This window comes from Ruegeria sp. C9 (assembly GCF_056537585.1).
This window is the reverse complement of record NZ_JBQFRU010000001.1, coordinates 315,099-339,184: the sequence shown is the minus strand read 5'-3', so window position 1 is coordinate 339,184 and position 24,086 is coordinate 315,099. Positions and strand designations below refer to the sequence as shown.

Annotated in this window: 26 protein-coding genes and 1 pseudogene; 13 read left to right on the top strand and 14 right to left on the bottom strand. The window is 52.3% G+C overall.

What is annotated here, in order from left to right; translation table 11 throughout:
- Window positions 1-834, bottom strand: coding sequence for an S-formylglutathione hydrolase (gene fghA, locus ACR0NE_RS01620; protein WP_170596573.1), 834 nt, complete (start codon window positions 832-834; stop codon window positions 1-3).
- Between the two features lie 102 nt (window positions 835-936).
- A complete protein-coding gene (locus ACR0NE_RS01615) occupies window positions 937-1,866 on the bottom strand; it encodes an AEC family transporter (protein WP_170393935.1) in 930 nt (309 codons plus the stop codon).
- Between the two features lie 161 nt (window positions 1,867-2,027).
- On the opposite strand from ACR0NE_RS01615, the gene ACR0NE_RS01610 reads away from it, so the two are divergent.
- The 4 genes from ACR0NE_RS01610 (at window position 2,028) to ACR0NE_RS01595 (ending at window position 6,115) form a co-directional block, all read left to right on the top strand.
- Complete coding sequence (locus ACR0NE_RS01610) at window positions 2,028-2,645, top strand: TetR/AcrR family transcriptional regulator (RefSeq protein ID WP_170393933.1); 618 nt, start codon at window positions 2,028-2,030, stop codon at window positions 2,643-2,645.
- Between the two features lie 237 nt (window positions 2,646-2,882).
- Window positions 2,883-4,067, top strand: coding sequence for a site-specific integrase (locus tag ACR0NE_RS01605; protein ID WP_170596575.1), 1,185 nt, complete (start codon window positions 2,883-2,885; stop codon window positions 4,065-4,067).
- Entirely contained in the window at window positions 4,067-4,699 is a 633-nt protein-coding gene (locus ACR0NE_RS01600) for a hypothetical protein (protein WP_170596577.1), read from the top strand. Before ACR0NE_RS01605 ends, ACR0NE_RS01600 begins: the two co-directional genes overlap by 1 nt.
- A 1,074-nt stretch (window positions 4,700-5,773) precedes the next feature.
- A complete protein-coding gene (locus ACR0NE_RS01595) occupies window positions 5,774-6,115 on the top strand; it encodes a hypothetical protein (protein ID WP_170466483.1) in 342 nt (113 codons plus the stop codon).
- A 132-nt stretch (window positions 6,116-6,247) separates the two neighbouring features.
- Here ACR0NE_RS01595 and ACR0NE_RS01590 read toward each other — a convergent pair whose 3' ends face one another.
- The 3 genes from ACR0NE_RS01590 to ACR0NE_RS01580 form a co-directional block, all read right to left on the bottom strand.
- Window positions 6,248-6,673: a CAP domain-containing protein gene (locus tag ACR0NE_RS01590; RefSeq protein ID WP_170596579.1), complete on the bottom strand. Its 426-nt coding sequence runs from the start codon at window positions 6,671-6,673 to the stop codon at window positions 6,248-6,250.
- Window positions 6,674-7,254: 581 nt separating this feature from the next.
- Entirely contained in the window at window positions 7,255-8,181 is a 927-nt protein-coding gene (locus ACR0NE_RS01585) for a DMT family transporter (protein ID WP_170398064.1), read from the bottom strand.
- A gap of 123 nt (window positions 8,182-8,304) precedes the next feature.
- Entirely contained in the window at window positions 8,305-8,571 is a 267-nt protein-coding gene (locus ACR0NE_RS01580) for a hypothetical protein (RefSeq protein WP_170398061.1), read from the bottom strand.
- A gap of 158 nt (window positions 8,572-8,729) precedes the next feature.
- Between ACR0NE_RS01580 and ACR0NE_RS01575 the strand changes: the two genes are divergently transcribed.
- The 5 genes from ACR0NE_RS01575 to ACR0NE_RS01555 all read left to right on the top strand — a co-directional run bounded on the left by ACR0NE_RS01575 (window position 8,730) and on the right by ACR0NE_RS01555 (window position 11,707).
- Window positions 8,730-9,422, top strand: a complete 693-nt coding sequence (locus ACR0NE_RS01575) for an SOS response-associated peptidase (protein ID WP_170466477.1) — start codon at window positions 8,730-8,732, stop codon at window positions 9,420-9,422.
- On the top strand, window positions 9,422-9,760 hold the full coding sequence (locus ACR0NE_RS01570) for a hypothetical protein (protein WP_170596581.1): 339 nt from the start codon (window positions 9,422-9,424) through the stop codon (window positions 9,758-9,760). The genes ACR0NE_RS01575 and ACR0NE_RS01570 overlap by 1 nt, the downstream gene beginning before the upstream one ends.
- A 59-nt stretch (window positions 9,761-9,819) precedes the next feature.
- Entirely contained in the window at window positions 9,820-10,065 is a 246-nt protein-coding gene (locus ACR0NE_RS01565; protein WP_170596583.1) for a hypothetical protein, read from the top strand.
- Window positions 10,062-10,496 (top strand): hypothetical protein, encoded by a 435-nt coding sequence (locus tag ACR0NE_RS01560; RefSeq protein WP_170596584.1) that lies wholly within the window; start codon window positions 10,062-10,064, stop codon window positions 10,494-10,496. The genes ACR0NE_RS01565 and ACR0NE_RS01560 overlap by 4 nt, the downstream gene beginning before the upstream one ends.
- A gap of 83 nt (window positions 10,497-10,579) precedes the next feature.
- Complete coding sequence (locus tag ACR0NE_RS01555) at window positions 10,580-11,707, top strand: hypothetical protein (RefSeq protein WP_170596586.1); 1,128 nt, start codon at window positions 10,580-10,582, stop codon at window positions 11,705-11,707.
- Here ACR0NE_RS01555 and ACR0NE_RS01550 read toward each other — a convergent pair.
- The 5 genes from ACR0NE_RS01550 to ACR0NE_RS01530 form a co-directional block, all read right to left on the bottom strand.
- A complete protein-coding gene (locus tag ACR0NE_RS01550; protein WP_170596588.1) occupies window positions 11,673-11,870 on the bottom strand; it encodes a hypothetical protein in 198 nt (65 codons plus the stop codon). The two genes, ACR0NE_RS01555 and ACR0NE_RS01550, sit on opposite strands and share 35 nt — an antisense overlap.
- Window positions 11,871-12,313: 443 nt before the next feature.
- A complete protein-coding gene (locus tag ACR0NE_RS01545; RefSeq protein WP_170596590.1) occupies window positions 12,314-12,904 on the bottom strand; it encodes a hypothetical protein in 591 nt (196 codons plus the stop codon).
- Between the two features lie 44 nt (window positions 12,905-12,948).
- Window positions 12,949-13,116 carry a hypothetical protein gene (locus ACR0NE_RS01540; RefSeq protein WP_170596592.1) on the bottom strand — a complete coding sequence of 56 codons (168 nt, stop codon included), beginning with the start codon at window positions 13,114-13,116 and terminating at the stop codon, window positions 12,949-12,951.
- A 1,391-nt stretch (window positions 13,117-14,507) separates the two neighbouring features.
- Window positions 14,508-14,768, bottom strand: coding sequence for a hypothetical protein (locus ACR0NE_RS01535; RefSeq protein ID WP_170596594.1), 261 nt, complete (start codon window positions 14,766-14,768; stop codon window positions 14,508-14,510).
- 157 nt (window positions 14,769-14,925) lie between these two features.
- Window positions 14,926-15,132, bottom strand: coding sequence for a hypothetical protein (locus ACR0NE_RS01530; RefSeq protein ID WP_170596596.1), 207 nt, complete (start codon window positions 15,130-15,132; stop codon window positions 14,926-14,928).
- 294 nt (window positions 15,133-15,426) lie between these two features.
- Here ACR0NE_RS01530 and ACR0NE_RS01525 point away from each other — a divergent pair, with 294 nt between their 5' ends.
- The 4 genes from ACR0NE_RS01525 to ACR0NE_RS01510 all read left to right on the top strand — a co-directional run bounded on the left by ACR0NE_RS01525 (window position 15,427) and on the right by ACR0NE_RS01510 (window position 18,192).
- Window positions 15,427-16,452 carry a Hint domain-containing protein gene (locus ACR0NE_RS01525; RefSeq protein WP_170596598.1) on the top strand — a complete coding sequence of 342 codons (1,026 nt, stop codon included), beginning with the start codon at window positions 15,427-15,429 and terminating at the stop codon, window positions 16,450-16,452.
- Between the two features lie 499 nt (window positions 16,453-16,951).
- Window positions 16,952-17,215, top strand: a complete 264-nt coding sequence (locus ACR0NE_RS01520; RefSeq protein ID WP_170596600.1) for a hypothetical protein — start codon at window positions 16,952-16,954, stop codon at window positions 17,213-17,215.
- The gene (locus ACR0NE_RS01515) at window positions 17,212-17,643 is read left to right on the top strand and encodes a hypothetical protein (RefSeq protein WP_170596602.1); all 432 of its coding nucleotides are present in this window, start codon (window positions 17,212-17,214) and stop codon (window positions 17,641-17,643) included. The genes ACR0NE_RS01520 and ACR0NE_RS01515 overlap by 4 nt, the downstream gene beginning before the upstream one ends.
- A 57-nt stretch (window positions 17,644-17,700) precedes the next feature.
- On the top strand, window positions 17,701-18,192 hold the full coding sequence (locus ACR0NE_RS01510; RefSeq protein WP_170596603.1) for a hypothetical protein: 492 nt from the start codon (window positions 17,701-17,703) through the stop codon (window positions 18,190-18,192).
- Between the two features lie 268 nt (window positions 18,193-18,460).
- Here the strand turns inward: ACR0NE_RS01510 and ACR0NE_RS01505 are convergent, their stop codons facing one another.
- From ACR0NE_RS01505 to ACR0NE_RS01490, 4 genes and pseudogenes are all read right to left on the bottom strand, one after another.
- Complete coding sequence (locus tag ACR0NE_RS01505; RefSeq protein ID WP_170596605.1) at window positions 18,461-19,876, bottom strand: FAD-binding oxidoreductase; 1,416 nt, start codon at window positions 19,874-19,876, stop codon at window positions 18,461-18,463.
- Between the two features lie 117 nt (window positions 19,877-19,993).
- Complete coding sequence (locus tag ACR0NE_RS01500; protein ID WP_058283661.1) at window positions 19,994-20,251, bottom strand: DUF4242 domain-containing protein; 258 nt, start codon at window positions 20,249-20,251, stop codon at window positions 19,994-19,996.
- Window positions 20,252-20,277: 26 nt separating this feature from the next.
- Window positions 20,278-22,962, bottom strand: coding sequence for an ATP-binding protein (locus tag ACR0NE_RS01495; protein ID WP_480459557.1), 2,685 nt, complete (start codon window positions 22,960-22,962; stop codon window positions 20,278-20,280).
- Between the two features lie 105 nt (window positions 22,963-23,067).
- Window positions 23,068-23,877 (bottom strand): annotated as a pseudogene (locus ACR0NE_RS01490) (adenylate/guanylate cyclase domain-containing protein); the annotation flags it as partial.
- Between the last annotated feature and the right edge of the window lie 209 nt (window positions 23,878-24,086).

Genomic DNA, 24,086 nt, shown 5'->3' with positions numbered 1-24,086 from the left:
TCAGTCCCCATACAGCGCTTCGGCGTGGAAGGTGATGTGATCCTCCATAAAGGTGGACACGAAATAATAGGAATGGTCATAGCCGGGCTGCAGTCGGTAAGTGGCCTGCTGGCGACGCTCGGCGATTGCCTGCGCCAGTGCCTCCGGGCGCAACAGATCCATAAACTGATCGTTTGCACCGGTGTCGATCAGGACCGGTCCGTCAAAGCCTGTGCTTTTCATCATCGCCGACGCATCATGCTTGGCCCATGCGGTCTCATCATCGCCTAAATACGCGCTGAGTTGCTTGCGACCCCAATCCGCCCCCATGGGGTTCGAGATCGGCGAGAAGGCCGAAACAGACCGGTAACGCCCGGGCAGGTTCATCGCCAGCGTCAATGCGCCATGCCCACCCATCGAATGCCCGGTGATGGCCTGACGATCAGGATCAATCGCAAAGTTCTCGGCCAGAAGGGCCGGCAGCTCTTCGGCAACATAATCCCACATGTTGAAGTGAGGCGTCCAAGGGCTTTGCGTGGCATTGACATAGAACCCTGCGCCTTGGCCAAGGTCATAGTCTTCGTGATCTGCCACGCCTTCGCCGCGTGGTGAAGTGTCGGGGAACACCAGCGCAATGCCCTGTTCGGCCGCCCAACCCTGGGCACCCGCCTTCGTCATGGCATTTTCATGGGTGCAAGTCAGGCCCGACAGATACCACAGAACAGGAACAGGGCCGTCCTTGGCTTCGGCTGGAAGAAACTGGCCAAATGTCATGTCACATTTGCAGGCCGAGGAAGCATGGCGATAAACGCCCTGCACACCACCAAAACAGGCATTTTCCGAAAGGGTTTCCATCAAGCTGATCCTTACGTTGTGTCCGGGCCATGGCTACCGCTCTGCAGCGTCGGCGTAAAGTGCAGCCACCTCTGGAAAGCTCATTTTTCGAAAAGGTGAAGATCAGAATCCGCTGACCCATCCTATCGCCAGCGGGACGGTCAGAATGCTGGCGATGGTAGATAACAGGATGGCAGCAGATGCCCGTTGCGGGGCCACACCGTAGTGCGCGGCCAGCATGTAAACATTGCCTGCAACTGGTAAAGACGCCGCCGCGATTGCGACCATCGCAGGGAATGAGGCAACCGGGATCAGCCAAATCACCATAAGTGCCACGAAAAACGGATGCAGCACCAGTTTGCAAAAACTCAACCAGCCCGCGATCTGGATGCGCTCGGCCGATTTGTCTGCCAGTGACGCCCCGATGGCAAACAGCGCCCCCGGCGTAGCCGCACCGCCCAGAATTGTCAGAAAATCATTAAGCGGGGCTGGTACAGGCACCTCTAACGCAGACCAGATCAATCCGGCGGAGATTGACAAGATCATGGGGTTTCTCAGCAGGCCAATCCCGATCAGGCGCATCGTCCCCAGGCTGAGCCGACCATCGCGGCCACCGTTGATCAGGATCACGATCAATGAGGAAAACACAACCAGATCAACTGTCAGCACCAACATCACTGGACCTATGGCAGCTTCGGAGAATAAAAGCGCAAGCATGGGCAGGCCCAGAAACCCAACATTGCCAATAGCAGCACATTGCGCCTCGACCGCGGCGGTGGGGATGTCCAGCCCTCGGAGATAAGCGATAGCCGTCGCCAGCGCATAGACGCCAGCAGTGCCGATCAGATACCCGATAACCAGCCGACCGTTGAAAATTTCGGCAAAGGGCAGGGTGGCGGCAAACCGGAATAGCATAGCCGACAAAGCAAAGAAAAACACGAACTTGGTTAGATATGCTGTCGCCTCGGGAGGGAAAAACCGGCTGCGTCCGGCCCAGAACCCCAGGCCGATGATTGCGAAAAAGGGGAGAGTGCGCAGAAATATCTCGACCATGGCAACGTGTTAACATGGCTGGTCAGGCTCGCAAGGTTGACGCACGGTCGGCGGTACGATTGAAGCCGTAACGTTGTGCCAAAACCGATATCGGAGTGAAAAGCGTTGAAACTAAACCGAACGGTTTATAGTGTTGCAGGATATCGCAATTCGGAGACATCATGACCCAAGCCGCCACCATCCTGCGTACAGGCCGTAAATTCGACCAGGTGTTACGTGGGGCCCGAGAGGTTTTCATGGCGGATGGGTTTGAAGGCGCAAGCGTCGATGACATCGCGCGTGCGGCGGGTGTTTCGAAGGCAACGCTATACAGCTATTTCCCCGACAAGCGACTGTTGTTCACCGAGGTTGCCCAGACCGAATGCCGCCTGATGTCTGAACGCATCCTTTCGATGATCGATGAGACCAAGCCAGCCCGCGAGGTGCTGACGATAGCAGCCACTCAGCTTACGGCTTTTCTCGTCTCGGACTTCGCGCAGCAAGTCTTTCGCATATGTGTGGCCGAGCGCGACCGATTCCCCGAGCTTGGTAAAGCGTTTTATGAAGCAGGACCGAAGAACGGCCAACGCCAGATGGCCGAATATCTGACCAAGGCAGTTGGCAAAGGTGAGTTGGCGGTTGAAGACGTCAACATCGCGGCCGAGCAGTTTTCTGAACTGTGCAAAGTCCGACTATGGGGCCGCGCGGCTTTCGGTATCCAAAATCGATTTGACCAGAACGAGATAGACGAGGTTGCATTACAGGCCGTCGACATGTTTATGGCCCGCTACGGCGTTTGAACTGCGTAAGTTCGCCAGCGATCAATCACATTGATGGTAAGAAGTCGTGTTGGTGCGGGTGGAGGGCATTGAACAGCCCTTCCTACATGTTCTTTTGTATTCCGGCATGTCTGCTCAGTTCTGGAAATCTCAATAAACATTAACATTTATCGTTCCGGGTTGTTCCGGAGCGCTCCGTGATATACAAGATATAGAAGTGGGACTGGAAGTTGGACCAGTAGGAAAACCTATACAGCCATGCGCCAAACAAACAAGCTGAGCGGAGCCAAGGTCAGAACCGCCGATGCCGGTAAGTATGGCGATGGTGGCGGGCTGTGGCTGCATAAGCGGGACACCAAACAAGGTAAGTGGGTGCTGCTGGTCACCGTACACGGTCGCCGCAGGGAAATGGGCTTAGGTGCCTATCCGGGTGTGTCGCTGAAAGAGGCGCGCGAAGAAGCTGAGAAATGGCGCGCAGTCGTTCGCAAGAACCTGGACCCGATAAAAGAGCGAGAGCGGGAGCGTAGACAGGCAGAGCGGAATATGAACCTGCTCAAAGACATTGCCATTGATGCGTTTGAATCCCGCAAGGCAGAGCTAAAGGGTGATGGTAGGGCAGGACGGTGGTACTCGCCTTTAGAACTGCATGTGCTTCCGAAGCTTGGAAAGGTCCCAGTCGCTGACATAGACCAAATTGATATTCGGGATACGCTGGCCCCGATTTGGCACGAGAAGGCCGAAACCGCCAGCAAGGCAATGGATCGCCTGGGCATCTGTCTAAAGCATGCCGCCGCCCTTGGTCTAAACGTGGATCTGCAGGCCACAATGAAAGCCCGAGCGCTATTAGGAAAGCAACGTCATAAACCCAAGAACATCCCGGCACTACCTTGGTCAGAAGTTCCAAGCTTCTATGCCAGTCTGAACGGCGGCACGACGACACACCTCGCTCTGCGTCTGTTGATTCTGACGGCGGTCCGCTCTGGGCCAGTGCGTAAAGCGTACGAGGGTCAGTTTGAAGGCGATGTTTGGACGATCCCCGCTGAAATCATAAAGGGGCGCAGGGATGCCACCGAGGATTTCCGAGTCCCGTTATCAGATGCTGCGCTGGATGTTATTGAAGCAGCTAAGAAGCAAGCGCGCGACGGCTTCCTATTTCCGAGTGTCCGCAAGGGTGTCATCTCGGACGCAACAATGTCTCGCCTGATGGAGCGCAGGGAAATGGAGGCGCGGCCCCATGGGTTCAGATCCAGTTTCCGAGATTGGATCGCTGAAACCACAAACACCCCACATGAAGTCGCGGAAACGTGTCTGGGTCATGTTGTCGGCGGAACTGTTGAACGCGCATACAGGCGCACGGATCATTTGGATCAGCGTCGAATACTCATGCAGCGCTGGTCAGATTTCGTGACAGCAAAACAAGCACACATCGGGAGGATTGGGTGATGTCTTCGAGTGATGAGCTTTATCCTCCTCTTGAAGGGGACGGCAATGAACCGTTTCGCGATATTGGTAAGTTTGTTGGATGTGACGAATGGGCTGTGATGGACGCCTTCAGAGGATTGCGTCTTCCTGAATGGTCGACGCCGGAACATCAGCGAGCTTTGAAAAACGCTGCTGGCAATCTGAACGAAGCCGTTAGGCACGCTAAGAACCTGGCAAGGTCATTGAATCGCCTATCAAAAAATGAACTGGAGCTTCTAATCCAGGCTGGAACTATCACACCGCAGCAGATTGAGTTTCTGATTCGCACAATGCAGCAAGACGCCGACCAGATAGGCGGCTGGAGAGACGAACTGCCATCCTCAACAAGTAGAAATCATGCTGCTTACATCGTTTCCGAAGGTGTAAGACGGCTCTTTCGGCGGTTGAGAAAAGAAATTTCGTACGGACAATCCGCCGAAGGCGGCGCGCCATCAGGCGAGTTTTGTAAGACTGTCGATTTTGCAATTGGCGCTTTCGGAATCGTGGCGAGTTGGAGAGGCCCCGCAAAGGAAGCCTGGGAGAAGCATCTCGCTATCGAGAACCGTTACCGGTTGTTGAAAATGAAAAAGCATATATCGGATGGAGCGTGTTGAAGTGAAAGAAGGTGGCCAAGCCATTGTTGGTGACGTTCACCACGGGGGGCGGGCTGATGATAAAAAGTGACTCCAACCCCATGCACAAGGCTCACGCGGCCCCACGATGCACGGCGAAGTCAAAACGCACCGGACTTCCTTGCAAAAACCCTGCGGTAAAAGACTGGACGGTTTGCCGGATGCATGGCGCAGGCGGTGGTCACGGTCCTGGAAAAGCAAACCCGGCATACAAGCACGGTTTGCGCACCAGAGAGGCTCAGGAGATGAGGAAAGACATCAACGAGCATGTGCGTCTGGCTCGCGCTTTGGAGCGGCTTCTAGCTGGTGGTGGTTAGAACTCAGGATTCCTTTTCGGCGTAATCTGTTTTCCTAGTTTGACAGGTACTGGGAAATATTAGCTATGACAGCAACAACCACTGCCAAGCTAGCTAACCAGTACCACATTGCCGATGCAGTTTGCGTGTGGCCTGCCAAATCACCCTTTTCTCGCGTCGTGCTTCTCAACCAAACGAACCAGCCTTTCAATTTTGGGTCTGCCAGTTCCTTGTACAATTCTATTGAATACTCGCCGGTCAAATTTATCGACCTGGAGAATGTCTTCAACCTGTGGAGTGTAAAAACACAAGCTATGACTGGGACCCACCAAACGAAGTAGTTTACAAATTTAAAAGCACCTGAGTGTGGGTACATCGCAGCAAAGGCCCAAATCGCGAGGACTGCAGTGAGCGCGTTTCGCTCAAAGCTTGCTCTCTGATCCTGCCACCGACCTACTTCGACCCGAAGGTCAAACAATTCTTTTTCGTGGAAGTTCTTTGTCCTCTCATCCATGGTCGACCCTTTCAACAATTTCTTTGAGACATACTCACTCTAATGCAAGAATCTTAGAAAGAACGCCCATCCTGCCATCGTGAGCGTTTCAGATTTGGTAGAAACCACGATTTTAGTCACATTGAAGGCGGGCTGGTGCTGAGTTCATGCGCCGTTTCGATCAGGCTGGCAACCTTCTAGGCAAAGGCGTTGGGGCCACCGTGACTCTGCGCTGGGATGTCAAATGAATTTGATGGGAAGCACAAAATGAGCGTTCGCAAAAGACTAGAAAAGCTTGAGCAAGTATCTGCAAAAGGCCCAATCTTCGTTTTGCCTGATATAGAGTTTTACTCCCGAGATGGGCGACTGGTGCATAGCGTCTCGAGTTTTTGTCGTGCACCTGATGATTTCTCGGAAAGGCTGGAACCTGACATTTTCTTTGCCACAGCCAAAATCGATGGGTTGGAAGACATCAAGGTCGAGCGACTTGATGACGAAGAGTTTAGAGACTTCAGCCATCGGATTGATGATGCGTGCCAGACGGTGCTCAGCACTGAAAACAAAAGTCGGTTTTTGCCCGCTGTTGGTTGGCAATTTGCTTGGCACTGAACAATGTGGGGTCTAGGAAATGTGGAAAGCCACCAATGAGCACGTTCGAATGATGCGTTCAATGGAACGGTTTGTCGAAAACGAAAGTTAGTGAATCGCTTATTACGTTGTTCGCCAATCCTCATCACAACGCTACCGACAGGGTGCGGCTAGAACCATCACCCAGGTACGATCCGCAGCCTCGTACAGCGCAAACTCCTTGGCCTTGCGTGACAGCATATTGGCACGATGCCCCCGTGACTGCGCCCAAGCCGACATCACAGCGTCCAGACCATTTTGACCTTTGGCAATGTTCTCAGCAACGAAACACCAATCATAGCCTGCCTTGCGCACCCGCTTACCCACGTCAGAGCCGCTAGAACCGGTATGCGAAAAGAGCCCCTTCTTCACCATGTCTTCAGCATGAGACTTGGCGGCTTTCTCCAACTTCCGACTATAGACTAACCCTTGAAGACCTTGGCTTTTTCGAAACGTGTTCAGTTCGTCAGTCGCAGTGGGATTTGCAGCGAGTGGCGCGGGCAAAAGAAACACCAGAATTAACAACAAACGCGTCAGCATTTTTCCACCAGGTTTTGCCTAGAATGGTTCACACGGATTCATTGATAGCATGTTGAATTCCCACCGGTCTTGATGAACCAACAATATCGCACCAAGGATTCTATTTGCATAGACAATAGCTTCGCTGGTTGGAGGTACGACGCGCCAAACTCGTACCCCCTCATCGAAATCGCTAATCCCATCACGACGCGCCGCGCCTGCTTGGTATCGGTGCAGCGTGTTTGAATTGTGTCTGAGATAAGAAAATAAGGGGTCTACGGGAATCCCCCAATTTCGGACAAGGCGCTAACGGGGTAGATTGGGTTCAACGGAACAACACTACCACTCCGGATACCCCCTCAAGAGAGAGGGGCTGGCTAAGACCCCCAAATCCAGCCCCTCACCACCTTCACTCTCAATCATTTGTGAGACGGTGGGTTCTTCCCCTTCTCCCGAACCGGGAGGCCCGCACAGTATAGCACAAAAAACCCGTCATATTCAGCCCGCGATAAATGGGGGGTGTTCGGCAGGCCTATTGTCAGCAAATTTCGAGTTCTGCACTAACACATCGACTTGGTCGGATGTCGGCTATTAGCCCACTACTAACGTCTCGGTGAATTTGCGAGCACGGTAGATACGGTGCGCGTCTTTCTACTTCTTGTAATCACGATTGCGCCCAACACTAAGGCACATGCCAAAGCTTGAAGCAAAGAGATGGCTTCTCCAAAGGCAAGAAATCCCACGGCAAACATCGTAGGTAACTCGATGCTCCCGACTACTGCGGTTTGGGAAGCTCCGATGACAGGTGAGCAAATCGTGTAAATTAGCTGGGGCACGAACGCGGTGACTAGTCCAATACCAGCTATGAGAAGCCAATCAGATTGCTCACGCGGGAGAAGCTCTCCAACGTCAGCACCGAGAATGAGCGGAGCGAGGCCAAGAACAGACCCTAGAGAAACTGACGCTATGCGCGCTAATGGCGCAATCCGTGACAACCTGTGCACCAGGACGCAAATTCCGAAGCCAAACCCGAATGGAGCGGCAAGTGATATAAGCAGCGTTGGTACATGCTCTGTAGGGACTGACGCGGGCGAACCAGCAATGACAGCCGCGACCACAATCAGAGCAGCGGCCAACATGGCGCGTCGCGTGGGTGCATCGCCAAACACAGCCCAGGCAATGACTAGGGTGAACACCGGATAGGTCATGTATAGCACACCCACTGTCGATGCGGGCAACTTCTCCAGCGCCGTCACATATCCGATCCAACCAAGTCCCATTATGGCTCCGGCTGACAGGCCCCAAGTTATCTCTCGCCATGCTTTTCGGTGCAGGATGAGAACAGGAAGCAGAAGGAATGCCGCAACAACATAGCGATAAAATGCGACAGCATAAGGCGCGACGCCCTGTTCAGTCAGGTTACGGCTAAAATAGGGAACCAGTCCGAAACAGATTGAAGCAAAAAGGACACCAATAACCGCAAGTGCGTTAGGGATCGACGGTCGAATTCGCGCAGATGTCGTTGCCATAATCTGGAGCTATCACGCATTTGATAATTCGTCTTTAGATATTCGACGAGCCACAGCTTTGTCCTGCTTTGCAGCCTTAGCTCCGCTCCCGTCTTGCTGACTTCGAATGTCTGCTACGAGCCCCTAACGCCCCTTTTCCCGCCGACGACCTTCATCTGCCAAAATGTTGACGACTAACAATAGCGCTACAAATGCGGCGCAGGCCAATAAACCGAGAACCTTGCTCCAAGTGAAGAGAAAGACTGAGACAAGCATCGTGAGCATTGCAGCCGTGAAGACAATCAATGAACTGATTACAAGTCTTAAGGTGGTCTTTGTGGCAAATTCCCAAATCCGTGAATTTTCGATGCTGAGACGAACTTGAAGATATCGGTGCAACAAAAGCTTCATCATATGACTGTGATATCCCTGCGACATTTATTCAAGGCAAAGCGGCTCGTTTGGTTTATTCGTCGGTTGTCCGTTTAGTCCGCACAATTGCCGCCAGTCTCGTCGCCAACCATCAAAAAGTTCACCAAACGTTCCCCCTGTTTTGCTAAGCTCACCGAATGTGCGGACGACTCGGCAGACCCGAAATGACGTGGGCGGAGCTTTATGCTCTGCAGAACTGGATCGTGAACGGCGTTCCTAACCCAACTGAGCGCGATCCAAACGCCAAAGACCTGTCAATGAGCTGGAACGTCAAGCCAACTCAGATGTTGGATTTGGCGTTCATCCATGAAGAGCGACTGATTAGCTCCACGGCCCGCTGGTGGCTTGTACCGCACTGGTTCAAGGAAGACGTGAAACAGTGGAAGCCAACCACTTTCAACGCGAAGATTGAAACAGCGCATAAGCTAGGTTCATTCCGGGTCGCCTGGAAGAGCAGCAGATGCATTATCCCGGCCAGTTTCTACTATGAATGGACAGGCCCAAAGGGGGCCAAACAGCCTTGGGTTATCAAGACAGATACCAATGACCCCTGCATGTATTTCGCAGGCCTCTACTCGCGCCTCTCGTCTGGTCTGAACACCTGCACAATTCTCACTCGCCCTGCGTTGCATCAAATCGAACACATACATGCACGGTCACCGGTAATTCTAACGAACGAGAACCTTGTGCCGTGGATGTCAGGCGAGATTGACCACGACGAAGCGCAGAACTTGGGCACGGAATGGGATGGGCGTATGCGTTATCACAAGGTCGCACCGATTGGCCGCGATGATGACGGGCCGGAGTTAATCGACGTTATCGAGGCGTAATGGTCACGCGCAGCAGATCACCAAAGAAAGCAGCGGATGAGAAGTACTTCCCAATCAGAGTGCGGGTTCAAGTTCCCGAAGAAGGGTTCGGCTACAAGCTTAGTGAGATACATTGCTGGCTAAGTACTCATGCCGGACGGGGACGCTGGGGTTGGAATGCTGACAACGTGCTTTCTCGCGGCGCTCGGGATGCGGTGTCATTCTATATGCTGGACGAGCAATTGATTGCGCCGCTCATTGAGGCATTCGAACTGGAGCTTGCACAAAGTGAAGCGGACCTGTGCGGCAGCGGCTCATTCAAACTCATCGCTAAAACAAACTCGGAATGGTGTTCGTAACCGCGTTTGTTCCCCTCCCGTTCTTGAATCATTTGGGGTAATATGATACCATATCGCATATGATCATGGACGGACAAAAGGCGATGTTTGACCCAGTACTTAGCGGGATATTTGCCGCAAGCATGCAGAGGGCAAAGGAGGAACGAGAGGTTTACCGCTGGCTGGGCGGTGAACGCCAAGAACCCCTGACCACTGAGTTGAAATCGCGCTTTGTTTGCATGGTGGATGAAGAATTCGGCGTATACGCCGCCGCCAAAGCCATGGACCAAGTAGCGACCAATTACATGCCGCAGGTGATTCAATGAGCAGGTTAGACCACTCGATTATTTTGGCGGGCCGACAGCCCAATATCGTCAACGCATTTGCGCAGGGGCAGCAAGCCCGTGCCAGAGCCGACGAATACGACAAGCGAAACGCACTAAGCCGCGTGTTTCAGACGCAGGGAATGAACATCCTTGCGGGTGATCCTGAGGCGCTTGGAGCCGTTGCCCAATACGATCCGGGCTTGGCCGTGGAAATTCGGGGCCATCATCAGGTTCAGACGCAGCGCGCGCAAAAGATGGACTATGACAGGCGTGAAATGGAGATGATCCTTCAAGAGCGCATGGCGAAAATGGAGTCTGCTGAAGTTGAGCGTGAACTTGCAGGCCTTCGTCAGGGCGTCGCTCAAGCCACGTTCCTTTACGAACAGGGTGACTTGAATGGTGTAAACCAGATCCTGCAACGCGCAGAATAGACGGTGTGGCGAAAGAGCTGAGCGACGGAATACCTGCCGACCAGTTGGACGCCTCACAGGCTGTAACCGCCCGCTTGCAATCAATGAGCGAAGCCGAGAGAGCCGCTGCACAGGCCATGTACAAGGCCGCAGACGATGCCGGAGTATCAGTGCGCGGAAACGTGGCTAAGGGCGTCGTACAGCGCGTACAGAGCCGCCTTGCTGACGAAGAGATAGACCTCACCAGTGATATCTACTCAAACGCCCGTGCCTACATGACACGCCTGCAGAAACGCGGCGAAGGTGATAGCGGTGTATCACTGCGGCTGATTGAGACCTTCCGTAGGGATTTAATTGCCTCTCTTGCCAAAGCAAAGCCTGAAGACAAACGCGCCCTGTCTATCATCAAGAACGAATACGACTCCTGGGTTGATGATGTGGTAACGGCCAAGCTGTTTGATGGCGACGAATCCGGGTTCGGGGATCTGAGGGAAGCCCGCAGGCTCTGGGCGCAGTATTCCGCTAAGTATCGAGGCGCTGACAAGGGTTCACGGTTTCTGCAGGACATGATTGACGCAGATGCCAGCCCGGATCAGGTCATGCGCTGGATGTTTGGGGCCTCTAAGCTGGGTAGTGGAAAAATGAATGCCCCGCTGGCGGCAAAGCTCAAACATACGTTGGGGCAGAGCTCCGAAGAGTGGAGTCTTGTTCGACAAGCTGCATTCCGTCAGTTGACTCAGAAACCCGGCACCGAGACACCCGGAGCGGCAGGCCCTATTCCTTGGGGTCCGCAAAAGGTGTCGGAGAACATCCGCGCCTTCTTCAATAGCCCTCAGACAAAGCCACTGGCTAACTTGTTGTTCACTCCGAAAGAACGTGGCCAGATGATCCGGCTATCAACGTCCCTGAATCGGTTGGTCCCACCCAAGGGTGCTGTGAACCACTCAGGCACGGGGTACGAGAACGCCCGAATGGCAAAGAAGATGTGGGAGGGCGCGCTAACCCTTATCGGTTACAAGGCCGGTGGTCCTGCTGGTGCAGTTGCCGGTCGCGCCGCAGCTAAGGGTACCGAGAAAGGCGCTGGTTGGCTGCAAGCGGCTAAGATTGGTCAGAAGGTCAAGGGCGAAAAACCAATCGGGCCGGTTGCGGCTGGTGCAATCCCCGGTGCAAGCGCGGGTGGCTTCGCAACCGATATAGCTACCAGCCTATTGTACCCATACCTGCAAGAATGAGGCCGCCACCAACGAATGCCACCAGAGCACCCATCATTACCGCCATATTACCGTCGCCCCGGTTCCAATGGGCAACGGCATTCTTGGCACAGAACACCACGCAGTAGGCTATCAATATGCCTGCTGCCACTTCCAGAGCTAACGGGGGATCGGCTGGGTTCATACCAACAACCTAGTCACCCCGGCACACAACGTCCAGACAGGGGGCACTGCAATGGCGGGTTCGAGTTTTGCGAGGCCCTAAAGACACGAGTATCGCGACCAATACGCGCCCGCCCGCGCGTCATGGAGTTAAATACGATTACCCAGCAATATCAAAGGTAGTTCCCGGATAAGGTACACACATGACTGACCGCGATAACTCAACAATCTGGATTGAGGAACTGAACCCGCCTCACGTGCGGCTCAGCTTCACCCACTTCCCATGGCAGAATGCACAGCGGATAGCACAGCGCGCCCAAAAGCTGGCGCAGAACTATTCAAAGGGCTGGCACTGCGCATACTGTGGCAACCTCATGCCGGAATGGAAACGGGTGGACGCCAGGTATTGCAAAGAAGGCTGTCGCAAGATGGCCGCACGGAAGCGAAGGTCTAAACCGATTTAGTTCAATACCATGCCGCGAATAATTGCAGCGACACTATCAGTACTAATGCCGTTGCCAGAGCTTTTATAAATAGCTTCTCAAGGGGTGATGCCTCGCGTCCTGGTAGCTCTCCAATGCTTTCTATCTCTTCCTTCGCATCGTCCGATATTTCATGTCCATACAACGTGAAGGCGGCATGATATATTTTTTGTGCCGCTATAGTTAATCCGAATATAGCCAAAGAGCTTGCAAGCGAAAGAAAGATGCCGTTTCCAGAAGCCGCAACTAGCAAAAAAAATGACAATAATGAAATCACTATGAATTGCGTGATCGAAAACACAACTGCAGTTGTCATATCGGTTGAAACTAAGAAGAGGCCGAAATGGTAGATTGCGAATGCAATCAATACTAACCACCACACGGATACCGGTGTCAGAAAAAGGTACGAAAACGCCGTATAAAACGCCCATACCAAAAGCACTAGCTCCAGTAAGGCCAAGAGCGATTGATGCCTTGGATTGCCAACAAAGCTCAATCGGAGCAAGGCGCTAGCGCAGATGGACGCAAGGGCCAAATCGAAAGTTAAGAATGCGATGTAGCCATTCAATGTCATTGGTCGCAGTTCCCGACGCAGGCCGCTCTCCGGCGCTAAGAGCGCTATCCCTGCAACGCTGGCTCTGGCGTGATTAGTTGTTCATACCGCTCAACAGCAGCCAGATATTCTACGAGTTGCTTGCCTTCCTTGGTATCCGGTTCAGATCCCCACAGGTACTCAATTTCCCGCAGGGCGGCGCGGTATTCAGTCGGGGTGCGTACAGTGGTCATGGAAACACCTCAGAGCTTAAATCAATGTCCAGTGGCATACCTGAAATTGCGCGATTCTGATAGGTAGTCACCGTCGCAGAATTGCACCCGCTGTTACAAAAGCTTCACTAGATACCAAAGAGAACTATCCAAACCCCGTAGAATGCGGGTCCAACTACTGCGCCAAGGAATACAAGCCCGACAATCACATATCTCGACCAAGATGGTTGTTTGTCAGAGTCAATGATTACATTCATCAACGCCCAACAGACACCTGCAAGCAGCGAAGTTGAGGCAGCAATAACGCAATACAGTTCAAGGATCGTTAGTTCAGATATGGTCATTTATTAAGAATGCATCCCTACAGAAACAACTTGACCAAACTGAGTTAAACCCAACAAAAACACTCCGTTCATTCTAGGTTAACTTGCATTCGAACCGTCGTGCTCCTGGCTGGTTCTACCATAGGGCTAATTGTGCGTGTTGGATGACGAAGGCTTTGCAACAAAGTCATACGAGGGCGAGGATTGTTAACTGAATGTTAACGGTTTGTTTTTCACACATTAAACTGGGTTGTTGCAACTTGGCGCAGTCGCTGGTTCGAGGACACGGCGGCACACCTCAGACGTGTGAAAACGAGAGACAGTGTAACAAACCAAGTACTGAACGGCTCGGTTGCTGTGGCAGTGAAACTCATTGGTTTCAATGTGACCGTTAACCTCATCTGATGGTCATAGTACTGCTGTCGTGGCGAAACAGTCTCTTAACCTTCACTCTCACTGAAACAGCCGTGGTACATAACGCCCGGTTAAGCTCGGTGGGGCTGGCGCTACCCCCCGGCCAGCCCCACCAACCGACCAAATTTACACGAACATGGAATCTCCTGTGGCGAAGCCCGAAAACAGCACACCAAGTAAATTCTTCAGGTTATCTGATTGTTAACCGCGTATTAACAGCGCGTTCTCTGTCCATTCAACAATGCTCTGCATACTAAAGGTGAACCTCCTTTGGCACATCACTGTCAAAACTATTCATTTATTGAGGCTTGAGAATCCAATGTTGAACCTAATCCTAACACTCTCCACAGCATCAATGGGGATTATGTTAGGGTTTCTGGCAAGCATTGTTTTTGTGTAATTACGTGTCGCACAACTCAAAATCCAAACACTCCACGACAGACAGCGCGATTGCGAATGCGTTTAAACTGCACAGAACATGGTCAGATTATGATGCCGCGATGTGGGCAGCATGCGCACTTTTTGCGCTACACAATGACAAATCAGAGACGCAGAGAGCGTACGCACACATTTGGGCCAGCAAGGTGAAATCAAATAGTTCAGAAAGAAATTGCACCGGTCAGACGTGAAATGGGCGGCCAGCGCCGCCCACAAAGAAGTTCGATTCCGGTTGTGTTACCGTCCTTCGAACCTATCAAGCGCCGAAGGATAGTTTCTGTCGTTCCTCGAGCCGCCGTTTGTGCTCTTTGACGAACTGGTGCCGCCTGAGAAACTCCCGGCATTTGTCGTATCGGCACCGTTGCCCCAGCCGTTATCGCCCTTCTTGGTTTCAGACGGCGGCTCAGGGTCATCAGTTTCTTCGACAGCTAATACAGGTGCGGAAAAAGCTAACGACGCCGCTAAGAAACTGATGATAGTAAGTTTGGAATTTTTCATAATGTTTCCCCCAAAATGGTTCATACTAAGGTGGTCGAAATTGGGACCACCGAACCTATGCTACCCGAACGAGATTGAACCAATTGAGAATGCGCCGTTCACCTAGGATTAACACTCTTCGACATTCAATATTGAATGACACCTGAGGTGCGTGGTTTCATCTCTTTGCCGTAGAAAGAGGATCTCGTGTCTTGAGCTTCTCGGCCCAGATTTCAGCATATTCCTGCAAAAGCACCGAGCGCCTGTCGTAAAGCACCATGAGTTGACTGCCTGCCCACATTGCCATGCTCTTTTCCAGGTCGTTGGCAGCCAGCTCGTACGCGTGGACAATTGCTGATTGGGCGGTTGCGGGGATAAACTTCATCTGGAACACACCTTGTTACTCATTCACTGCACTAAAACACCGTAACTGCCCGGAGTAAGTGAAATTGGGCACTCAAGAGACGTTATAGCGGCAAAACTATAAATTACGCCTGCGCCGGTTAGCTGGTTTAGCGGTTATTGTGAGGTCAGGTCTAAATCTGAGTTTTTTATCGGCTTTTACCTAGGGCACGTTCCAAGGCAGCCTCAATAACGTAACAGAGCTTTATCTTTTCTCCATAAGGTTGCATTCTTCTAATTGAACTATTGATTGGGTTGTATATCGAGGGATAGCGCTTTGGCTTTCATTACGATTCTTGAAATTGACAATGATCCATTAAGCTTCACAGACGTCACCGTGCTTAACTCTTATCAGGTAGAGATTATTGATGATGATGATGCGCTTGAAGATCCTGATGCAGATGGAAGCCAGCAACTCGACGTCTCGGGGGTACCTAGTTTCTTAGGTGACTCTACCAACTTTCAAACGTTTGAAACCTATAGCGGTGACATAGGTGGGCAGCCTGTAACATTCACACTGGTTCAGTTTTCCAACCCCCAGTACATCATTGTTACTTCTGGCGATGTGGATGTCGGTGACACGATAGAAAACACTAACAACAGCATTGTTACTGCACCTCCTTCAGATTACGACACTTTGCCCTCCTTTGTATGCTTCACACTTGGGTCGATGGTTTTGACACCTCTGGGCTCACAACCAATTGAGACCTTGCAACCCGGCGACCTAGTGACAGTTTTCGATGGGACAGCAAAGCCTGTTCGCTGGATCGGCAAACGACGCCTCACCGTTGGCGATTTACAGCAAAGTCCGCATCTCTGTCCGGTTCGCTTTCGTGCAGGTAGCTTCTCAAGCAAATGCCCGACACGGGATCTGACGGTTTCGCCACAACATCGAATTGCTGTTACCTCGCCAGACATGCAGCTGTGTTTCGGCGAAAGCTTGATGCTAGCGCCTGCCAAGGGCTTACTGGATGGTGAAATGGTTTTCCAACTCTCACCCGAGCAAGAAGTTCATTATATCCACGTTCTCTTTGACCAACATGAGCTAATTTGTGTTGAAGGCGTATGGTCCGAGTCCTTTTTCCCCGGCGATACTTCTCTAGACGCGATGGATCGCGCAACGCTGCGCGAGGTTTTCGAACTATTTCCCGAGCTGCGTCAGAGAAGAGAACGATTTGCCGAAACCGTCCTGCCCACACTGAAACCCTATGAGGCAGTCTTACTGCGCGAAGGTCTCTATTCGCCCAGTGAGATGGCCTACTCTGTCAGACCTGAGAACAGGGGTCACCAGTTTGATCTATGAATACCAGCAAAAAAATGTTTCTGAACAGCGTGTGCTAGTTAGAATCCTGGTCGTTCAGTACTTGCTTTGAAATTGGTTTATCCAACCAAGCCAGGAAGTCGTCAAAGAACTCCAAGTGTTCTTTTCATCAGTCACCTTTATTGACCAAAACCACTCCGACCCCGTTAGCCGTATCACCTGCATCCAGGAATTGGATGCCTTGGGATTCATACCATGCTTTAAGCACAGCAATTGTAGCGGTATTTGGTCCACGCACGCTTTGAGGCGTCTGTGCTTCGGTTCGTGAAACCGTATTCGGTGTCACCCCAGTTTGGGTTGCCACTTCCCTAACACCTACCTTTAGAATTGCCCTTGCTGCCCTTGCCTGTGCTGGCGTCATTATCGATACCCTGTATCTTTTTGGTTGCCTTGTATTGACAAATACCCTGTCCGTTAATAGATACAGTGTATCGTTTTTAGGGGCAACATCGGCCCACCTATTTCGTCAGGAGGAAACACAATGACTGAACAACGCGTTCGCGCGAACGGGGAAAGTGTGTCCGGGCCAATCTTCGACGTTCCTTCGTCGCCTGACACCTATGACAAGGCGCTGAAGATACTGGCCCTGGCCCGTACCGGCGTCGCGGCCTCCGACAGCGCAATGAACATTGACCTCACAGTCAGGGGATATGGAGAACTTCTCGAAGTGATTGGGCAACTCGCCTCCGACATCCTCGACATGCAGCCCGGCTTTGAGCCGCCAAAACCAGGAGAAATGCAATGAACGCTGAGACCAAATCGACTGAACTGGACGTAAACCCAGACATCTTTGTCACAGACTTTTCTGACTTGATTACCTGCCAGCAGCGCGTAACCGCCTTCTGCCGATGGTTCGACCTGCCGGACCCTGGTCTGAGTTTCGATGAGGATGGCGATATTCTCGTGGATGATGTCTTTCTGCAGTGGTGCAAAGAAGAAGGCATTTCTATCGACTGGCTGGCGTGCGGCGATCCGAAAGGCATGGCTGCAGAGTTCCGCAAGTCTTTAAAGAATGAGCATAAGTTCGCAGTGAATCTGAAGAAGCTCAACGACCAAGAAATTCGAGCAATCGAGATTGGTATGAAGGCCTACATCGAGGGTTTGGCTCCGATGGAGCAGACAATCAAGGCTGCAAAACAGGCATTGAAGGAAGTCAAAGAAGAAGCCGCGTAACCGGCACAAATTAAGGGCGCGGTATTCTCTGCGCCCATTTTCTTTGTGAGAATTGATATGAGCTTTTACACCGTCAACCGGCACTGGTCGGATCAGTTCCTGCCTGAGATAAAGAGCATTATCGGCAGCCATATCCTACAGGCCGCGCCAGATCCGCTGGACCACTTTCAGGCCACTGACCTGTTGATGCTAGACGCTAAGGACATGCGGATAGCGGCCAGGGTAAGGCGTCACGGTTATGCCACCAGATATCCGCACCAATTCACCATCAGGGCCAAGTTACCAACCGGGGCTGAAACGGAGCTGTCCAAGATAGTGAACGGCCAAGGAGATTGGATGTTCTACGGTCACGCGGGGCCTGATGGGCAGACTATTCTGAATTGGTGGTTGATAGACCTGCGGGCGTTTAGGGCGGCACTAATACGACACAGGACAGCAGGAGCGTTCCTGCACATGGGCGACAAGCGCAATGCGGATGGAACGTGCTTTAAGTGGTTCGACATCCGGTCGTTTCCCAAGGAACCGCCGTTGGTGGTGGCGCGGGGGTGATATGTTGCCGACGCCAAGCGGAAGCCGCCCCTCGAACCGGTCGGTTTCTTTGCGCATGTCCGCAATGAGCCCAAAGCGGACACATACGCATATTGAATTTCTTGGCCGTTTCTACGGAAACCACTACCCATTGGGTGCATGATCACCAGCGCGATCGTCGCTTGGATGCTCCACTTGGCCTGAAGACTAGCCAACGAGAAATGCGGCGTGACGACAAAGCAAAACAATCAACATCAATCTGGATCAATTTATGCAGTTCAGGATTTCATCACACAGGCAAGATATTGTGGTTTACCCTGAACAAGTTGGTGGGGTCGTACGTGCCCTTGATCTTAGAAAGCTTCTCACCGTTGTCACCATATGCACCTGCCATGTGGTCCGCTTCGTCTTCGGGCATAAAGTTGACATACGCACTTCCGGTCGCATGCGGTTGCATCTGGTCGTAAAGATCTCGCGCCCAAGAAATACAATCGGCATCCTTGCTGGAATCCTCCCAACGCGTGTGAACATTCATGATGAAGTGAGCAGATCTTTGGGGGTAAGCGGTTGAACCGGCCTCGACGCGCGCCATTGCTCCGCCCACATGGGCAATAAAAACTTCACACGCCGGGTCAGGAAGGCTGGAAATCGCTTCCAAGAGTCCTGAGATTGCATCCGAAGAAAGCGCTTCGAAATCATGGCTCTTCCAGTAATTTCTGGCGCCTGGCGTCAACAAAGGATCAAATGCGGCCTGCCAGTCTACGAATTTGTGGGGAGATATCACATCGGCGATTGGGTCACCTAGCGCGCGTAATGCTGCCATAGCTTTTTCACCTTCCTCCATCGGCCCGCTATAGCAGGCTGCAAAGACCAGCACCTCTCGCCCATGCCACTCAGCTGGCAGAAACGGTAGAGGAGGCGCTTTCCGCATCACGCTCCAGACGGTCAGCTCATCCGGGGAATTGTCTGCAATCGTAGCAAATTCAGCGAGGAGCTCTGGCGCATTTTCTATCGGATGAACTATGAGGCCGGACAGGACATCGGGTCCTAGCTCATGCAGTTGGAATTCAAATGAGGTTACGACACCGAAGTTTCCACCCCCACCGCGGATAGCCCAGAAAAGTTCAGGGTGACTTGCAGGGGATGCAGTTACAATAGCTCCGTCCGCAGTCACGACTTCCGCTGAGAGCAGGTTGTCGATCGTCATGCCAAATTTCCGAGTGGTCCATCCAAAGCCGCCGCCAAGGGTGAGGCCCGCGATGCCCGTGGTTGAGTTGATGCCAACGGGAACGGCAAGCCCATGGGCCTGAGTTTCGCGATCCACATCTCCAAGCAGTGCTCCCGGCGCAACCCGAGCGGTCTTGTTGACAGGGTCGACGTGAACAGATCGCATCTGGGACAGATCGAGCATCACAGTTTCATCTGCGACAGCGTGCCCAGCAATCTGATGCCCACCTGACCGAACTGACATAACGAGGTCGGTCTCTCGCACGAAATTCACTGCCTTCTGCACATCGCTTGCCCCCAGAGCGCGGATCACGAAACCTGGGTAACGTTCGAACATGCTGTTCCACGTTGTTCTTGCGTCTTCGTATTCCGGGGTGCCTTTCTGGTAGACCCCGCCGCGAAGTGATGCATCAAGAGCGTCCAAGGTGTCTTGATGCACAATAGCTGTACTTCCGTCGAGTGTTTTCAGGTCAAACATGCGTAAGCCTCCCAATAGTCAGGTCAGACTTCTTGCAGGGCTGCCTCAGCTAATTGTTAATTCCGTCGCGTTGTCTCGCGAAGTCGTTTCATTGAGTTGGGTAAAATTGGCTGCTGGTCAGGCGAATATTGCCGGATCAATCCGATCCACGGGTGTTATGACATCGGCAGGAATATTCAGGCGCTCAGCCGCCTTCCTGAGGCTCTCCTCATCAGGGGCTTCGTACAAGCAGTATGTTTTGCGCTTATCTGCACTGAGAAATGAAAATATCCATTCAACGCCGACTTCGTCATTGATTTCTTTGATGTGAATTTTGTCATCATCGCTGACGTTTAGTTGCTCAGCAAAGTTTCGTTCAATTATGTACCTAGGCATAAAGTCCCCCAAATAATTCAAGTGCCTTAACTCGCTACTCCTTCGAGCTTTGACTTTAGGGAAACCATACCCAAATCTTGCGAAATTGCCAACGCTTCCCCTTCCAGTTGAAACGCCTGTTCCACATCCTTCGGGCGTCCCCTTCGCCTCAATGCGGATGCATAAGCGGCCTTGCTGTGAGCGATCCAAGGTGGGCATTTCATGCGAGTGTCAATTTCTATAGCCTTCTGGAACATCTTCTCAGCAGCATCCCAGTCTTTCAAAACCGTGCCCAAACTGCCGAGGCGTCGTGCCGCCGCACCTGCGCACACCGTCGTTGCCCCTGCAGTAACCGTCAGTTCTTCGTACGGAGCCAGTAAATCATAGAGCGTCTTGGCATGTTCCTGATGTTCAATGGCGACACATATGTCAGTCAAATAAGATAAGGTCGTTGAATACATAGCGTCGAGTGGAAGATCGAAGCCATTGTCGGCCATTTCATTCAGTATACGTTCAGCAGGTTCCTTGTACCCGAGCTCGGCAGCGATAAGGCCAAATCCTGGTTTCCACGAAATGTCTTCGGGACTGTCCGTCATCAATTTCTTTATCACAGGTGCGACCTCGTGCAGTCGGTTTTGCTCGCGGCGGATTGTAAACATCTGAACCCCGTAGACGCCCTCGACATGCTCCCCATGGGTCTTTCGGCCGATCTTCACCGCCTCGGTGGCGTGTTTTTCTGCTTGCTCAAAATCGCCGTCCATAATTGCAACCATGGCGCGTGCGTGTTTCTGAACCCAATAGAGTTGCAGATGATTGTCCTTTTCCGAAATCTCGGTAAGCAAACTCAGAGAATGGTCCATCAACTCGCGGTCGGCCATTTCGGCACCTACAAACAAGCTAAGAGTTCGGTCTCGCCCTTGATCGATACTGCCAAGATGCTCGGCCACGCCATGCATGGCCTCCAGATTTTCGCGCCACTGGTAGGCCTCTCTTCCCGTCCTCGCGACGAATGGCGCGCCAAAATGCATCATCATTACTGAGAACTGGGATTTATAGTCGCCCAATTTTGCGGCCAGTTCCATGGATTGCTGGCCGTAACGCGCCCCTTCGGAAAACTGACCTACGAACATATAGGCGCGCGCAAGTTGGCTCATCAATCTGCACCGACGGACTTCATCATTATCGGGCAAATCTTTCAGTGCGTTATCGCAGAGTTCGATCGCCTCGCTGTGCCTTTCGCTGGACATCATGCATGAGTCGGCGAAGTGATTGGCCGCGTCAGCCGCTAGCGCCACGTTGCGCACCGCCCGGGCAGCGTTGGAAGCGTCTTTCAGAACTGCTATCCCTTCAGGCAATTGGCCCAGACTGTCATGGCTGCGGCCGACCAGGATCTTGCCTTTGATCAATTCTGTATTGGAGTCTGAACCAAGTTTTTCGGCAGCTCTTAAAGTTTCCTTGGCGTTCGTCATTGCTTCTTGGCTGGCAGATCGCGCCAACGCCATTTCGGTCGCAATCTGCCATTTTTCAAACGCGGCGCTCCAGTCCTCAGCCTCAGAAAGGTGGCGCGCGACCAGTTCAGGGCGACGCTCAATCTCAGATGACCTAATCCGCACCAAAGCACGCGCCACGTCTGCGTGCTGTTGTCTACGGGTTGAACTCAACATGGATTGATAGGCGGTATCGCGAATAAGGGCATGGCGGAAAACGAAGTGCCCGCGATTGTGTCCGCTTTCAAAGATCAAACCTGTTCGAGAAAGCTCTTCTAGGCATTTGTTGATATCAGATACTTCAAGGCCTTTCGCAGCACATAATATGCTCGGCTCAAACTCCCGGCCAATAACCGATCCAGTAAGGGCGACCTGTTTTGCCTCTGGCGATACTGCATCGAGCCGCGCCATCAATGCGCCTTTCAATGAGGATGGTATGTGGCCTTGCCCCTGCTCGCCGGATTCGACAATGGCTCGGGTCACTTCTTCCACGAACAGTGGAACACCATCTGTTTTTTCAATTATTGTGGTAATTAGCGCTTCGTCCGGTCTCTTGCCTGTAATGTTTTCGACAAGGTTTGAGACATGCACGGAATCAAATCGGCGCAAAACTAGAGACTGTACGTGCGTGTCCCCATCATCACGGGCCAATTCCCAACCGGGTCTGTGGGTTATCAAGATCATCAGACGAAGATCGGTGCATATCGACTTAAACCGCTCCAACAAGGCCTGTGTGGATGGGTCGATCCAATGAGCATCTTCTACGCAAAGAATAACCGGGCGTACGCTCGACCGCACCTGCACTGTGTGAATCAATGTCTGGATTGTTGTGTCGCGCTGCTCCTGCGGTGACATCTCGAGCACCTTTTGGGCGAGCGCACTACGAGGTGCGACCAACGCTGCAAAGACAGGCAGAACTTGTTCCCAGTCCAACCCTGGCCGTCCTTCAAGCATCTTTCTGACATGCTCAAGGATCAGATTGTCATCAAAGTCCGGTTCAACGCCCGCATCCTGGGATATTCGTTGGGCTACCGGATGAAATGGGCTGCTGCTGAGATAGGGGGAACAGTTCAGCCTTATGACATCGGCTTGGTCGTTTTCAGTGATTTCTGAAAGGAATTCCTCTGTAAGCCGTGACTTTCCAATTCCGGCTTCACCGGAAAGCAGAACAACGTCTCCGTGACCGTTCTGAGAACGTTGCCATGATTGCAATAGGATACCCTTTTCGTAGTCCCGGCCAACCATGACGCTGTCGACATCGTCTCGATGTGAGGCGCGGAACCGGCTTTCCGCGCTGCGTTCCGACACCACTTTCTGCAGACTACGTGGTTCGGCAAACCCCTTTAGCTCTGCCTGCCCAAGAGATTTGAACTCAAATATCCGATGCAAAGCTGTCTCGGTTTCCTCAACTGACAAAACGACTGAGTTTGGTTCTGCATGTTCTTGAATCCGTGCCGCAAGGTTGACGACCGGACCAGTCATGGCCCCCTCCTCATAAGTGTTTTCGCCAATGGTATCGCCGACAACGACATCGCCGCTCGCAACGCCCAGTCTGACTGACAAAGGCTCTCCGTCAGGCGTTTTGAGCTCTTTGACTCGGTGCACAGACTCAAGGCTGGCTTTTACTGCCCGAATTGCGTGATCTTCATAAGCCCGCGGCCATCCAAAAAACACGAGAAGACCATCGCCCAAGTATTTTGCAACATAGCCACCATATCGGCTTACGGCTCCTGCAACGGCATCTTGATAGCTCTGTAGCAAGTCCCGCATGTCTTCGGGATCAAAACGATTGGTGAGTTCTGTCGACCCGACAAGATCGGCAAACAAAACAGTTACGTGACGCCTCTCTGCAGTAGGCGGTTCAACATGCTTCTGTTTGCGCAGATCATCACTTTGTGAAATGTCTGAGGTGGGCGCTTGTTCGCCTTCGGGCGTTTGTTCACGAACTGCTTGTGACGGCGAGGTTGCGTGCTGTTGGTCGACTAGCTCGTGAATTGCAGCGAGGATGATTTTGCGATGACCAAGGCTTACTCCGAGCTCTTTTAAGTCGTCGCCAGATAGTAGTGGCAGAACACGCGCATCGATATCGTTTTCCGCAAAAACATCTGCGTACTGACTCAGGTGGAGATCGTTTAACCATTTGTCTATTCCAGCCGACATCTTTGGATCATGCTGAGATACGCGACACTAATCAAGAAAACGCTTTCAAAATGAACTGACTATTCAATGAATGGGGTCTGTTTCATTTTCTTCAGGTCACTCTACAATTCCGGCTCTTGCCACTGCGTTCTAGATTTACACGACTGGCTGATTGGCTGCACTCGTTTGATGTTTTGCCATTAACGGCGACTTTGTTCGCTGAGCCGACA

What these genes read in the sequence shown, in the direction of transcription:
- ACR0NE_RS01610 (WP_170393933.1), top strand. Translation starts at nt 2,028, where the DNA reads ATGACCCAAGCCGCCACCATCCTGCGTACAGGCCGTAAATTCGACCAG.
- ACR0NE_RS01555 (WP_170596586.1), top strand. Translation starts at nt 10,580, where the DNA reads ATGAGCGAAGCCGAGAGAGCCGCTGCACAGGCCATGTACAAGGCCGCA.
- ACR0NE_RS01545 (WP_170596590.1), bottom strand. Translation starts at nt 12,904, where the DNA reads ATGACATTGAATGGCTACATCGCATTCTTAACTTTCGATTTGGCCCTT.
- ACR0NE_RS01520 (WP_170596600.1), top strand. Translation starts at nt 16,952, where the DNA reads ATGACTGAACAACGCGTTCGCGCGAACGGGGAAAGTGTGTCCGGGCCA.
- ACR0NE_RS01495 (WP_480459557.1), bottom strand. Translation starts at nt 22,962, where the DNA reads ATGGTTGGCCGGGACTACGAAAAGGGTATCCTATTGCAATCATGGCAA.
- ACR0NE_RS01540 (WP_170596592.1), bottom strand. Translation starts at nt 13,116, where the DNA reads ATGACCACTGTACGCACCCCGACTGAATACCGCGCCGCCCTGCGGGAA.
- ACR0NE_RS01575 (WP_170466477.1), top strand. Translation starts at nt 8,730, where the DNA reads ATGTGCGGACGACTCGGCAGACCCGAAATGACGTGGGCGGAGCTTTAT.
- ACR0NE_RS01600 (WP_170596577.1), top strand. Translation starts at nt 4,067, where the DNA reads ATGTCTTCGAGTGATGAGCTTTATCCTCCTCTTGAAGGGGACGGCAAT.
- ACR0NE_RS01585 (WP_170398064.1), bottom strand. Translation starts at nt 8,181, where the DNA reads ATGGCAACGACATCTGCGCGAATTCGACCGTCGATCCCTAACGCACTT.
- ACR0NE_RS01505 (WP_170596605.1), bottom strand. Translation starts at nt 19,876, where the DNA reads ATGTTTGACCTGAAAACACTCGACGGAAGTACAGCTATTGTGCATCAA.
- ACR0NE_RS01500 (WP_058283661.1), bottom strand. Translation starts at nt 20,251, where the DNA reads ATGCCTAGGTACATAATTGAACGAAACTTTGCTGAGCAACTAAACGTC.
- ACR0NE_RS01570 (WP_170596581.1), top strand. Translation starts at nt 9,422, where the DNA reads ATGGTCACGCGCAGCAGATCACCAAAGAAAGCAGCGGATGAGAAGTAC.
- ACR0NE_RS01560 (WP_170596584.1), top strand. Translation starts at nt 10,062, where the DNA reads ATGAGCAGGTTAGACCACTCGATTATTTTGGCGGGCCGACAGCCCAAT.
- ACR0NE_RS01615 (WP_170393935.1), bottom strand. Translation starts at nt 1,866, where the DNA reads ATGGTCGAGATATTTCTGCGCACTCTCCCCTTTTTCGCAATCATCGGC.
- ACR0NE_RS01590 (WP_170596579.1), bottom strand. Translation starts at nt 6,673, where the DNA reads ATGCTGACGCGTTTGTTGTTAATTCTGGTGTTTCTTTTGCCCGCGCCA.
- ACR0NE_RS01530 (WP_170596596.1), bottom strand. Translation starts at nt 15,132, where the DNA reads ATGAAGTTTATCCCCGCAACCGCCCAATCAGCAATTGTCCACGCGTAC.
- ACR0NE_RS01580 (WP_170398061.1), bottom strand. Translation starts at nt 8,571, where the DNA reads ATGAAGCTTTTGTTGCACCGATATCTTCAAGTTCGTCTCAGCATCGAA.
- ACR0NE_RS01565 (WP_170596583.1), top strand. Translation starts at nt 9,820, where the DNA reads ATGATCATGGACGGACAAAAGGCGATGTTTGACCCAGTACTTAGCGGG.
- ACR0NE_RS01510 (WP_170596603.1), top strand. Translation starts at nt 17,701, where the DNA reads ATGAGCTTTTACACCGTCAACCGGCACTGGTCGGATCAGTTCCTGCCT.
- ACR0NE_RS01550 (WP_170596588.1), bottom strand. Translation starts at nt 11,870, where the DNA reads ATGAACCCAGCCGATCCCCCGTTAGCTCTGGAAGTGGCAGCAGGCATA.
- ACR0NE_RS01535 (WP_170596594.1), bottom strand. Translation starts at nt 14,768, where the DNA reads ATGAAAAATTCCAAACTTACTATCATCAGTTTCTTAGCGGCGTCGTTA.
- ACR0NE_RS01515 (WP_170596602.1), top strand. Translation starts at nt 17,212, where the DNA reads ATGAACGCTGAGACCAAATCGACTGAACTGGACGTAAACCCAGACATC.
- fghA (WP_170596573.1), bottom strand. Translation starts at nt 834, where the DNA reads ATGGAAACCCTTTCGGAAAATGCCTGTTTTGGTGGTGTGCAGGGCGTT.
- ACR0NE_RS01605 (WP_170596575.1), top strand. Translation starts at nt 2,883, where the DNA reads ATGCGCCAAACAAACAAGCTGAGCGGAGCCAAGGTCAGAACCGCCGAT.
- ACR0NE_RS01595 (WP_170466483.1), top strand. Translation starts at nt 5,774, where the DNA reads ATGAGCGTTCGCAAAAGACTAGAAAAGCTTGAGCAAGTATCTGCAAAA.